Origin of the sequence: Labrys okinawensis (genome assembly GCF_002982075.1) — a bacterium.
In the GTDB taxonomy this organism is placed as follows: Bacteria; Pseudomonadota; Alphaproteobacteria; order Rhizobiales; family Labraceae; genus Labrys; species Labrys okinawensis_A.
In genome coordinates this window covers 395,120-408,226 of the sequence record NZ_PUEJ01000001.1, presented here as the reverse complement: position 1 = coordinate 408,226, position 13,107 = coordinate 395,120, and the positions used below count along the sequence as shown (strand labels likewise).

7 protein-coding genes are annotated in these 13,107 nt (G+C 65.8%); 2 read left to right on the top strand and 5 right to left on the bottom strand.

Translation table 11 applies throughout. From position 1 onward, the window contains the following. Positions 1-43: 43 nt before the first annotated feature. The 5 genes from sctV to C5L14_RS30230 all read right to left on the bottom strand — a co-directional run bounded on the left by sctV (position 44) and on the right by C5L14_RS30230 (position 4,282). Positions 44-2,203, bottom strand: coding sequence for a type III secretion system export apparatus subunit SctV (gene sctV / locus C5L14_RS01910; RefSeq protein ID WP_105860331.1), 2,160 nt, complete (start codon positions 2,201-2,203; stop codon positions 44-46). Then, a complete protein-coding gene (locus tag C5L14_RS01905) occupies positions 2,190-2,510 on the bottom strand; it encodes a hypothetical protein (protein WP_245443176.1) in 321 nt (106 codons plus the stop codon). Before C5L14_RS01905 ends, sctV begins: the two co-directional genes overlap by 14 nt. 17 nt (positions 2,511-2,527) lie before the next feature. Next, positions 2,528-2,965 (bottom strand): hypothetical protein, encoded by a 438-nt coding sequence (locus tag C5L14_RS01900; RefSeq protein WP_105860330.1) that lies wholly within the window; start codon positions 2,963-2,965, stop codon positions 2,528-2,530. Next, a complete protein-coding gene (locus tag C5L14_RS01895) occupies positions 2,962-3,993 on the bottom strand; it encodes a SctD/MshK family protein (protein WP_105860329.1) in 1,032 nt (343 codons plus the stop codon). The genes C5L14_RS01900 and C5L14_RS01895 overlap by 4 nt, the downstream gene beginning before the upstream one ends. A 112-nt stretch (positions 3,994-4,105) precedes the next feature. Further along, entirely contained in the window at positions 4,106-4,282 is a 177-nt protein-coding gene (locus C5L14_RS30230) for a hypothetical protein (RefSeq protein WP_181160973.1), read from the bottom strand. Between the two features lie 211 nt (positions 4,283-4,493). Here C5L14_RS30230 and C5L14_RS01890 point away from each other — a divergent pair, with 211 nt between their 5' ends. Then, entirely contained in the window at positions 4,494-5,363 is an 870-nt protein-coding gene (locus C5L14_RS01890) for a MurR/RpiR family transcriptional regulator (protein ID WP_245443174.1), read from the top strand. An 83-nt stretch (positions 5,364-5,446) separates the two neighbouring features. Beyond that, complete coding sequence (locus C5L14_RS01885) at positions 5,447-13,054, top strand: DUF4781 domain-containing protein (protein ID WP_105860327.1); 7,608 nt, start codon at positions 5,447-5,449, stop codon at positions 13,052-13,054. The last annotated feature ends 53 nt before the right edge of the window (positions 13,055-13,107 follow it).

Sequence of the window (13,107 nt, the reverse complement as noted above, 5' to 3'; positions counted from 1 at the left end):
CTGTCGTCTGTCGTCTGTCGATGGCGCCCGTGCCTGCCCCGTGTCAGGCGGCCCCCTCATGTTGTTTGGCCGGGCGGGTGGTGGCGAGCGAGGGCCGGGCAGCGCCCTGGCCCTGCAGGCTTGTGATGGTCGCGAGCGGCTGCACGTTGAATTCGGGCGCAAGCTCCTGATAGGACAGAACCGCGAGTTCGATGCCGTGCTGAGCCAGGAAGGCGCGCATGTGGCGCCGGACGTCTCCCGCCGCCAGGATGACCGGCGCAGCATCCGGCGCGGTTTCCCGAAGAGCCCGCCCGATCTGCGCGACGATGGATTGGGCCTGCTCCTCCGGCAGGCCGGCAAAGCCGCCGGTCGCCGCCAATTGCTGGCCGGCGCGCAGCAGTTCCTCCGCCGAGGGCTGCATCACATAGGCGGCGATGACGCGGTTGCGGTCGGCGGCGCGGAAGCTGATCTGCCTTTTCAGGGCGACGCGCACATGCTCGGCAAGCAGGGCCGGGTCCTGCTCGTGGCCACCCGCTTCCACCAAGGCTTCCAGAATGATGCGCAGATTGCGGATCGGCACGTTTTCCGCCACCAGGCGGCGCAACACTTCGGCAATTTTCTGCAACGGCACGGCTTCGCGCGCTTCCCTGACCAGTTCGCCGTAATCGTCCTCGGCTTCCGACAGCAGGGCCCGGGTTTCCTGGATGCCGACGAAATGCCCGGCATAGCGCTTCAACATCTCCTCGGCCCATCTGCCGACGACTTCGCCCGGGCCGAAGGAAGCCAGCCCGGCCCCGGCCAGCGCCGGCGCCGCACCGGCATCGACCCACACCGCATTCTCCCGCGGCCCGGCAGGACGCTCCTCATAGTCAAGGCCCAGCAAGGCGAGGTTGGCGGCTTCCCCCTCGACCTTGATGCGCCCTTCGGGCAGATCCGCCTCGAGGACCGGCGCCTCCTCCACGTCGATGCGGATATGCTGCCCCGGCAAGGCCGGGTCTTCATAGACGCCGATGCGGGGCAGTTCGACGCCCAGATCGTCATAGAGGCGCTGGCGAATGCCGCCCACATATTCATCCAGCGCAGCCCTCTCAAGCAGCGTGCCCTTGCCGTAGCGGACCAGAATCCGGGTCGAAGGCAGGGTCTCCTGCCCTTCCGCGGCCGCAAGGGAGCCGGAAGCCATGCCGGACCGCGCGACATCGGAGGCGATCGCGGAAGCGGCCCGCTCCTCGTCCTTCGTCCCCTTGGCGTTACGATGCAGGGCATAGGCACCGGCGCCCAATATGGCGGCGAGGATCAGGAAGATGATGGTGGGGAAGCCGGGCACGAGGCTGAGACCGGCCAGGATGACCGCCGCCAGGCCAAGCGTGCGCGAATCGCGCAGCAATTGCCCGGCGATCTGGCCGCCGAGATCGCCTTCCCCGTCCGCTCCGGCGACGCGCGTGATCATGGTGCCCGAGGCCACCGCCACCAGAAGGGCCGGGATCTGCGCGACCAGACCGTCGCCCACGGTCAGCAGGGCATAGGTGGAGGCCGCCACGCCCATCGACATGCCGTGCTGCAGGGTCCCGACCGCAATACCGCCGATCAGGTTGACCAGGATGATGACGATGCCGGCGATGACGTCGCCCTTGACGAATTTCATGGCGCCGTCCATGGCGCCGAAGAGCTGGCTCTCGCGTTCGAGGCGCTGGCGGAGCCGGCGCGCCTCCGTCTTGTCGATGTCGCCGTTGCGCAACTCGGCGTCGATGCTCATCTGCTTGCCGGGCAGGGCATCCAGGGTGAAGCGCGCGGCGACTTCCGCGACCCGCTCCGCACCCTTGGCGATGACCAGGAACTGCGCGATGGTGATGATCAGGAACACCACCAGTCCCACGGCGATGCTGCCGCCGACCACGAAGGTGCCGAATGCGGTGATGATCTGGCCGGCATCGGCCTGCAGCAGGATGAGGCGGGTCGTGGTGATGGTGATGGCGAGGCGAAACAGCGTCGCCACCAGAATGACGGACGGCAGCGACGAGAAATCCAGCGGATGGGTGACGTAGAGCGCGGCGAGCAGCACCAGCACGCTGATCGCGATATTGATGGTGATCAGCACGTCGACCAGTTCGGTCGGCAGCGGGATGAGCATCATGATCACCGCGACCAGCATCATGATCGCGATGACGAGATCGGCGCGTTTGGCGGCCTTGGCAAGGAACGTCAGAATGCGGTCAGGCATGGTCATTCAGCTCTCGTTGCGCAAGAAAATCCTGAAAGGACCGCCGCGCTTCCACCGGGCGCCCCGCCGCCAGCAGGGCCCTGCCCTTGAGCAGGGCGAGGGCGGGGTGAGCCGCGCTTTCCAGTTCCTCCAGCCTTTCGATCGTGGTGAGCGCCTTGCCTGCCTCGCCGCCCAGCACGAGCAGATGAGCTAGGGTCTGCAGGACTTCCGCATTCGCCGGCTCGAGCTGGGCCGCGATCAGGAGATAGGCCGTGCCGCGCTTGACCTGGCCGTGGCGGCCATAGAGATAGCCCAGCAGGTGCAGCAGTTTCACGGTGTCCTGCCGGTCGGTCAGCTGTCGGTTTCCTTCTGCAGCCGTGCCATCAGGTCGCGATGACGTTCGATTTCCTCTTCCATCAGCGATTGGGCGAGGCTGCGCAGCTGGTCTCCCCCCTCCAGTTGGGGCACCAGGTCGGAAATGCAGTAGCGCAGAATGGGCACCGAGCGGCGCAGGATGGCCGAGCCGGCTCCCTTGGGCATGATGAAGTCCTGGAGTTCGTCGTCGAGGGAGCGCTTAGCCGATGGCCCCGCCGCTTTGCCTGCCGATCGCGCCGCCGTTTCCGAACGCTCGCTCCTGCCCGCCTTGCCGGTTTCTTCGGAGCGTGACTCGATCGAATGCAGCCGCCGCCGGTTGACGGCAGGCCCCTGCAACCCCTTGACGTTCGTCTCCTGGCCGGACGAACCGAGATTGGGGGCATCGAGGCGAATGGCATCAAGTCGTCGGGTCATCGGTATTTCAAGGTCAGCGTGGAGCCGTTCTTGGCCAGCCGCAGGCCGTCCTCGCCGATCTTCTCGATGATCCAGCCGCCGGTGACGAAAGCCCCTTCATGGTAGCGCGCACCATCGCTGGCGATGACATAGGGCCGATCCCCGAACCAGATCGCCCGCAATGTGAGCGGGGGCGACTGCACCGGCTTGCCCGTCTCGACCCGCGAGACGAGCGGAATGCGGTCGCCATAGGCCTGGTCATAGCGGGCCTGGACGTCCCGCCAGGCCTCCCCCTGCTGCGCCGGCAGCGCGCCGGAAACGACAAGGCGGTCTTTTTCGGCGGTGATCGTGAGGTTGGAGAATCCGGCATCGGCCAAACGGCCCGCCAGCTCGTCGCGGGCCCGGCTCGCCAGGGCGGTCGTGCCGGTCAGGCTCACGGCCGCCGGCTGCGCGGCCGGTTTCTCGGAATTGGCCGCAAGCGGTTGCGGCTCTTCGGCCCGATGGGCCTGGGAGGAAAATGCCGTGGCGCTCGGCAGGCCGTTCAGGGCGAGCGAGGCTCCCACCACCGCGAAGATGATCGCGCCGCTGGCGAACAGCAACCGCCCGAGCCACGTCCCGCCGCCCAAACGCGTCGCCACCGCCGATCGACGGCGGGAACCCAGGCGAAATCGCGCCTCGCCGATGCCAACTTCGAGCGGCAGGCGGCAACGGCGGCCATGGCCTTCGGGCAGAATTTCCGCCTTTGGAAGGGTGAGCGTCCCGCCGACGGCCTCGATTTCCACCCGGCGCCCGCGGCAGCGCAGGCGCGCATGAACAGGCGCGATCCCCGCATCTCTCAGGACGATGTCGGCATCCGTTCCCGAGCCAATCGTATAGTCGGCCTCGTCCAGGGCGAGACTGGCCCCCCTGTGGAGGCCGTCGGTCACCTGGAAATCCACGGCCGATCCGGGCTCGAACCGGGTCTCGTTCACATCCGCGGCCGGCGGTGGCGAGGGCCGACGCAGGGCATGCGCCTCACCTTGAGCCTTGTCGATCAATCCGGTGGGCATCGATCCAGTCCCCAATCCCCAATCGGGGCCTTCCTTCCGATCTGCGCCTTCGGAAAGCGGCTCCGACAATGCGGTTCAAGCGCCGCCGGCCCCGGCCGGCGGCGCTCGTCACTCAGGTCTTGCTGCCGCGGGTGATGTTGTCGGCGGCCTTGTTTTTCACGCCGATTTCAGTCGTCGCCACCTGAAGCTTCAGGTTCAGCAAGAACATCTTTTCCATTTTCGCGATCGCATCGTCGACAGCCCCGCTGGGGCTGCTGGATGCGTTTGGATTTAGGGAAGACACGGACATCGTTCACTCCTTGAATCGCGCTTCGAACGGCGAGATCACAAGACCGCGAAGGGCATCGCTCGGATCGCCGTCATTGGCATGCTAGTGAATCTCGGAATGAAAGTCCATTTGGAATGCGCGCTATTAATAAGTTCCAATTGTTGCATTGGCGAAGGCCATGTCATACTCTCGTCATCAACAGATTTGGGTCGCCGCAATGAGAGAAGGTCCGTTGACGCAGCTCCTGGTGGAGCGGTTCGAGACCATGCCGTCGCAACTGAAGCTGGCGGCCCGGTTCGTGCTGGACCACCCCCAGGAAGTCGCGCTGATATCGATGCGCGAGCAGGCGCAACGGGCCGGCGTCTCGCATTCCACCATGATGCGCCTGGCGCGCTGGCTGGGTCTGGAAGCCTATGAGGACATGCGCGCCCTCTATGCGCAGGCCCTGCGCGAACCGGGCGCCAAATCCGCTGCCAAGCCGGCCGAGGCGGTAGAGACAGCGAGCGTTGCGGAGGACGGTCAAGGCTATTCGACGGTCAGCGCAACCACCGACATGCTCGCCGCACAGGTCGCCCGCCTTGGCGAATATACCAGCGCCATGCAGCATGTCGCCGTCGCCGACATCCTGATCGGCGCGCGGCGCGTCTATTGCCTGGGGCTGCGTTCGGAACAGGTCGTCGCCACTCACTTTTCCCGTCTGTTCTCTCTGTTCGACGATCGCGGCACCCTGCTCGACGCTGCCGCCAAGGGCGAGGTCGACGCCCTTCGCCATGCCGGTCCCGGGGACGTCATGCTGGTGGTCGGCATGGCGCCCTATGCCCGCGCCACGGTCGAGGTGGCACGCCGTGCCGCCAAGCGCGGCGTGACCATCGTGGCGATCACCGACAGCCGGGTGTCGCCGCTGGCGCGCCTGGCACGCGCCAGCGTCATCGTCACGGTCGAATCCCATTCCTTCTTCAGGAGCGTGACGCCGGCCCTCGCGGCGGCGGAGATCCTGATCGCCCTCATTGCTCAACGGTCCGGCGTCGACGTCAAGGAAGCGATGCGCGCCGTGGAGCAGCACCTCAGCGAATACGATGTCTACTGGACGCCCTCACGATGAGGCTGTCGCCATCACTTTGAGACCCGGCTCCGGCGTTCCGGTGGAGGTGCGCAGGAATCGGATTGGTTTTGGAGAGTCAACGCATGGTCGTTCGTCCCATCTTTCTGCCACCACCGCCTCCGCCGAAGATCACCCCCAAGAACGACATCGATCGAATCGCAGAACTTCGGGCCCAGGCGCAGAAGCTGCGCGAGCAGATCCGACTCGCGCAGAAGATGGGGGAGGCCGAAGAGGCCTCCAAGCTGCAAAAGGAACTCAAGCAGACCAACACGGAACTGACGAAGCTCGAGCCGCCAGCGACGGCAGCGAGCCCGGCCGTCACGCCGCTGTCCCTGGCGAGCAACACGCCCCTGATCAAGACGTCCGGCACGCCGACGGTAACCCCGGCCCTGTTCCTCACGCCCCAGAGCGGCACGCCCGCGGTCATACCGGTCGACAACCCGGCTCCCGCCGATACGCCGAAACCGGGGGCCGATGCGGGCGCCATCGTCAAGGACGTGCAGACGGGCAAGAGCATCGACCAGATTGCCACCGAACGCGGGCTGACGCGCGACCAGGTGCTCAATGAGCTCAAGGCCGGCGGTCTCGACATCAAGACGACCGACCCGAAGAGCGACAATGGCGACGTTCGCACGACCCAGATCCGCGATCCCAGGACCGGCCAGACCGTCACCGAATATTACGATTTCCAGCACGGCAGCTATTACACCCAGGTGAAGGACGCCAAGGGCAAGGAAACCGACACGCCGGTGCGCGACGAATCCGGCCAGAAGATCACCACGACCTATGACCCGAAGACGGGGGCGACGACGACCCGCCGCGAGGACGATCTGGGAACCGGAACCATCACCCAGACGACGCGACTCTCCAATGGCGTGACGACGGTGAAGACGACCGGCGCGGACGGCAAGTCCACCACGGTGGTGACCGATGCCAAGGGGCAGACGACCACGCTCGCCGCCAGCCAGGATCCGACCCGCAAGGGAGCGGAAGGCATCGAGAAGGATGTCGCGGCCGGCAAGAGCATCGATCAGATCGCCGCCGAGCGCGGACTGACCAGGGAGCAGGTGACCGCCCAGCTAGCGGCCGCCGGCCTCGAGGTCAAGACGAGCCAGCCCACCAGCGACAATGGCGACGTGCAGTCCACCGAGATCGTCGATCAGAGGACCGGCAAGACCGTCACCGGCTATTACCAGGACTACCAGCACGGCTCCCACACGGTGCGTACGACCGACGACAAGGGCAATGCGGTCACCACCAGCACGCAAGCCAACGGCACCGAGACCAAGAGCGTGGTCGAGGGCAACGGCCGCACCACGCGCACCGTGAAGCAGGGCAAGGACACCACCGTCTCCGTAACCTTCAACGGCTATACGCTGACCACCAAGCCGGACGGCAGCATGACGCTGCACAACGACGGCACCGGGCGCGAGGTCAAGGTCAAGCCCGACAGCGCCGAGGCGGCGCTCGCCCAGACTCTCGTCTCCATCGATCCCAAGAGTTCGGATCCGAAGGAAGCCAAGAAGGCGGAGATCGTCAAGACCACGCTCGACGGCATCTTCGCCGGCGAGGAGCTGCCGGGCCTGCAAAAGGCCGTCGACGACCTGCACCAGAAAACCCAGGATGCCATCGGAAAATATGGCGAGGGCCAGCCGGGAACCAATCCGACGGCGGAAAACCCCTACGGCACCCCGCCCCCCGGCAAGGCCCCGTCGGGTGGCGCTTGGGTGCCGATGAACGGCAAATGGGTCGATCCGGTGGTCGCCAAGGCGATGGCCGCCGAAAACGTCGCTATCGGCCAGCGCGCAGAGGCCAGCGCCAAGGTCAACCAGTCGCAGGCGCAACTGAACGTCTACGCGCTCGATCCCGCTTATAAGGGCGCGATGGCCGACGCCAAGGCTCTGCTCGACGACAAGCTGGCTCCCTTCGGCCTGCAATGGAACGCGCCGACGCCGGAAGGCTCGCTCGCCGACGCCCGGAAGGCCTTCGACGAGGCCAACACCCAGCTCACCAATGCGACGACGGCGCGAGAGAGCTACGAGAAGGCCCAGGGCCTGCTCGACCAGGCGATCACCAAGCAGGCGACATTGCCGCCTCCCCCGCCTCCGCCCGGGCAGGCGACGGTGAGAGCGACCAACGACCATACCAATTACGAACTGAAGGACGCCCAGTCCAAGGCGGCCCACGACAATGTGACCGCCTTGTTCTACCAGGCCGGGCTCTCCGCCAGCCAGGGAGACAAGGCGCTGGCGGATTATCTGGTCGGCGTCCGGCAGCAGGAGGTCAACGCCACCAAGCCCGGCACGCCCGAGCGCACGGCAGCTGAGAAAAATCTCAGCGATGCCAGGACATTGAGCGAGAATGCTGGCAAGCAGGTCGATGCAGCCACGGCCTATTCCAACTTCTATTCGGCCACGAGCACGCTATCGGCCCAGGAAGTCCAGGCCACCGATCTCAGGCAGAAGATTCTGGCCCAGTACCAGGCTGCCCATCCCGACATGTTCGATTGGGACGAAGAATATTCCACCGCTGGCGGCGACTATCTGGGCAAGATCAAGGAACAGAACGTCATCGAGGATCCCAAGGATCATCAGCTCTACCTGGAGACCAAATACGAGCACGACACCAAGCGGGTTCAACTCACCTTCTCGACCAGCGACAAGAACATCCGCGAGGACCTGCGCAACGGCGAGCTCAACAAGCAGTGGCAGGCGCTTCTCAACAATCCCGTCAATGCCGCTATGTGCTATGCCGACGGCCGGGGTGGCCTCGCGGCGGCCAAGGCAGCGCAGGTCTCCGCCGGCCAGCAGATCCAGGCCATGATGAAGGACCAGCTCGGCCTGGTGCGGGACGGTCTCGACAAGCAGATCACCGGGCTCAAGACCGATCTCGACGGAGCCCTCAAGCAGCATGGTCCGGGCAGCGTCGAAGCGCCGGCAGGCCTGTTGCCGCAGGGTACCCAGCCCGTGGAAGTCACGGTCAACGGCCAGAAGGTAGGGGTAGCCCCCGACATGGCCGGCGACGTGCAGCGCGGTGGTATCGACGCCATCGTCAAAGCCGGCAAGCCGGTTCGCATCGAGATCAACGGCCAGTGGCTGTGGGTGCACCCCGACGTCGCTGCGGCCCAGATCCGGCTCGACGCGGCGCAGGATCAGCGCGCCAGCGTCGAGAATGCCCGCCAATCGGCCGAGCGCTCCGAGCAATGGTATTCCTTCCTGCTGACCCAGCCGCTCAAGCTGTTGGACGATGCGGGATCGGCGCCCTATTACGCCCATCTCCAGAGCGTCTATCTCGACGACCATCGCGACCAGGCGATGTCGGTCTACCAGGCCACGTTCCAGAACCTCTACCATTCCGGCTATAACGACCAATACAAGCCGCTCGAGGGTCGCCAGGCCCAGGAAGGGCTGGTCGCTCGCACCCTCGGCCTCGACACCTCCAGCGAAGACGGCCGGACGGCCCTCGACAAGGTGGTCGACGAGATCCGCGACATCGGCGGCAACACCGCCTCGGTCAAGGTCGTGCCCCTGTTCTATGTCGACGACAAGGTCGGTGCGCAGCAGGTCTCGCTTTTCGCCGTCCAGAATGGCGACAAGACCTGGTATGTCGATGCCACCGGCCAGAAATTCGAGTCCATCAAGGATTTCCAGGACAACAACCGCCAGTTCCAGGAAAGCGGCAAGCTGATCGTGCCGACCGGCCTCAACATGAAGCCCGGCGCCGACGGCAAGATCGACCTCGAGGTGGTCCAGGCCCGCAATGTCTCGACCTTGGACAGGATCGTCGATCCGATCGTGGGCATCGGCACCGCCCTCGCCACGGCCGTTGCCGTCATTCCCAACCCCTTCTCGCCGCTTGCCGCGGGCGTGGCCTATGCCGGGGGCGCCTATCTCGGCACCCGCGCCGTCATCAAGGAAGTGGACTATCTCAACCACGGCGGCGAACTGGGCGACATGGAATCGATGATGAACATCGGCACGGTGGCCACCACCGTCCTGCCGATGGGATCCAGCGTGCTGCGCACCATCGGCATGGCGAAAACCACGGAATTGTCGGTGACGCAGGCGTTCCGGGCCAGTATCGGCATGACCGGGCAAGGAACCTCCGCCGCGACGACGGCGGACGCCTATATGAGGAGTTCGGGTGGGCTCAACCGAACCGCGCGCGGCCTCGACTGGGCGGCCATCGGCACGGGCGTGCCGTTGACGGCGGTGTCGGCCCACGACCTGGCTGCCTATGGCGACCAGATGAGCGGCCTGGAATTTGCCAGCGCGTTGACCAGCCTCGGCGTCGGCGTGGCCGGCACGGGCCTCGGCGTCAGGGGATTGCGAGCCACCAGGCCGCTCGTCGCGGCCGACGAGGCGGCCGGAGGACCCCACACGACGACAGTGCCTGCATCGGTCAATTCGCGGGCGTTCAGCTCGGAAAACGGCCGCACGCTGAACTACCTCCCTGATGGCACGGTGACGGTCGGCGGACGGCCGGTCGAGGCGAAGGATCTTTCGATCGAACTGTCCAATCGGGGGGCCGCCGGTGAGGACACCTTCCTGGTCATCGCCGACGAGACCAATCTGCCCGGCGCGACCCAGCTGATCGCAGACCTGCGCAATGCCGGCTACCGCGACGGCCAGGGCATCACGATCCTCGCCTGCCGCGCCGGCTCCCTGGACCATCAGACAGGCGGTCCCCTTACGCGTTCTCTCGCCGGCGAGGTGGCCGACAGGCTCGGCGTGCGGACGCGCGCCTATGACGGGCCTGTCGAGCTCGCCGGCGCCATCCGGCCCGCTGAGGGCGGCAAGGAGGTGGTCGAACTGCCCGGCCTGCCGCTGACCGATATTTCCGGAGGAGCCACACTCCAGCAGCCCAATCATGCCGCTCAAGAGGCCTTCTGGTTCGCAGGCGGCAAGGAAACGGCCGCCCCTGCCTCGCCGAGCAGCGTGCATGGCCCCGGCGATGGGCCCATCGATCCCATCACCCTGGGCAGGAAGACGGGTCCCAATCCGTCGGCCCACCCGCCGAAAGGCACGCCTCCCACGCGCAAGCAGCTGCAGGCCACCGATCCCAAGCAGCTGGACATCACCCAACTCAACGCCAAGAACGTGCCCTGGCTGAAGCCGGACCAGGTCGCCGCGTTCACGCCCAAGCAATGGGAAGCCTTCAAACAGGCCGGCCTGCAGGGTTCGCTCACACGCAGTCAATTGCAGGCTATTCCGGAAAACCGGGTGCGAAATCTCGACGCCGGATCCCTGACGAAATCCCAGGTTCGCTCGCTAACCAGGGCCCAGGTTGCGGCCCTCAATGGCAAGCAATTGCAGGGGCTCCATCAGGCCGGCCTGCAGGAACATCTGACACAAGGCCAGATCGGAGCGATACCCGACAATCGCGTCCAATATCTCGATAGCGCCAGTTTGACGAAAAGACAGATCGGCGGCCTCTCTCAGGCCCAGATCGCGGCGATGACCAACAGCCAATGGAAAGCCTTCAATCAGGCCGGGCTGCTGCCTCATCTGTCGCGGGCGCAAACGCGCTCGATCGCGGAGAACCGCGTTGCGGACCTGAATATCGGGACCATGACGCCAAGCCAGGTCTCCTGGCTGACCTTGAAGCAATGGGAAGCCTTCAAGCGATCCGGCCTGCAGGGGCAACTGACGCAGCCCCAGATCGGCGCGATCCCGGCCAACCGGGTCAAATATCTCGACATTGCCAGTCTGGACGCCAACCAGGCCGGATGGCTGAAGCCCGATCAGCTTTCGGCACTGACCAAGTCGCAGATCAGAGCCTTTTCCGGCGAACAGCTGCGGGCTTTGCCCAATGCATCCGTCGCTGACATGGCAGCCAGCCTGACGCGCCAGCAGATTCCCGAATTGACGCTGGCACAGATGGAGGCGGTTGGCGACGCCCAGAAGCAGGCGATGAGCGAGGAAGGGCGCACGCTCCTCAATGAACTCATCGAGGTCCGCAACCTGTCTCCGGATGACATGGCCCGCCTCTCGCCGGGCGGAATCATCGATCTCACGTCCGACCAGTTGCGGGATCTGACGCCCGACCAGCTGCGCGCCATCGCGCCCAAACGCATCAAATATCTCGATCTGGCCGAGCTCACCCCCTCGCAACTGAGTGAGTTGACACCGGAGCAGGTGAGGAAACTCAGGCCGAGCCAGCTGGCTGGCCTGAAGGACGATCAATTGCAGGCCCTCACGCCGGCCCAGGTCGACGTGCTCAAACCATTCCAGACCGCCCTGCTGAAGGCCGACCAGCGCTCGGCCCTCAACGGCTACACGCCCGCCTCGGCGCCGGTGCGGGCGCTGGCGAAGATGCGCGCGATGGGCGTCGACGATCTCGCCCTGACCACGACCGCCACGGCCACCTTCGCCGCCGTCTGGCCGGCCCTGCCGCCGCATATCCAAGTGTACATGCGAGCCGGCGGTCTCGCCTGGCGCGGTCTGACCATGAGCGCTGCTGCAGCCCTGCCGGGCAAATGGACGGCGCTCCACACGCCGCTGGGCCGCATCATGAAGATCGGCGATGCGCTGAGCTATCTGCCGACCCAGGCGGCCGGCATCCCCACCTCGGTCACTCTGGGTGGTGCCGGCGGAGCCCTGTTCGAAGGAAGCAATGCCTTCTATTTCGCCAAGGCGGTGCGCGAGGCCCGTACGGGCCGGCCGGCCATGCCGATGGCCGACAAATGGAACCTGCCTTCCTATGCGATCGGAAGCGGGCTCTCGCTGGGCGATTCCATTCCCAAGGACGGCTCGAACCTCTCGAGCCTGCCCGGCGTGCCGGATTTCGTGTCGAAAGGCTTCGACTTCGTGCCGGGTAGCGCCGATACGGTCGACAATGCGGCCTTCCTCTTCGGCTCGGCCTATCTGTGGGCGCGAGGCGCCCGGACGGGACTGGGACGCGGGAAATGGGAGCCCAAAATGTCGGGCTTCGATCGTGTCGTCTTCGGTGTCACCTTCGGCGGCGGCATGATCCTGTTCAGCGGCATCGTGGTCGCGAACTGGCTCGATCAGCAGAGCAAGGCCAATGCTCCCGGGATGCAGCCCCCGGGCAACAACAATCCCACGCCAACGCCGACAACACCGACGCCGACGACGACAGTGCCAACCCCGACGCCGTCAAAGACGGCGCCGACACCGACGGCCTCCCCCTCGGCCACGAGCTCCTCGACCCCGTCGCCCTCGCCGACCACCACCAAGACGAGCCCGAACAAGCCCCGGCCCAAAGAACCCGGCAACCTCGAGGCGACGCCGGCCCAGTTCGTCGTCTCGGCTGATGACGGCCTCAATCTGAGGCGAGAACCGGCGGGCGATTCGAATGTCGTCACGGTGATCGAGCCCGGCTCCCTGATTAAGGAAACGGGCGTTTCCAAATCCGACGAATCCGGCAAGACCTGGGTTCCCGTCAGCGCCCGTGGAGCGGACGGGAGCGAGCAACAAGGCTGGGTCGAGGCCAGCTTCGTGCAGGCGCATCCGACCGGCGCGCAGGATGGCCAGGGACGCCTCAATCCCGAACTCGAACGGCAGGGCTACCAGCCGATCATCGCCCGCGATGGCGACACGATGGGCGGCATCGCACGCAGCCATTCTGCCGATGTGCGGGAAACGGTGCTGCTGAACATGGGCCACATCGCTATCCCCGACATCATCTTTGCCGGGGATCGCATCTATCTGCCCGGTGGGACGGCATGATCTGAGCTCGGAAGCGCCCGCCTCCCGCGCAAGCCCGTTTCGCCTTGATTCAG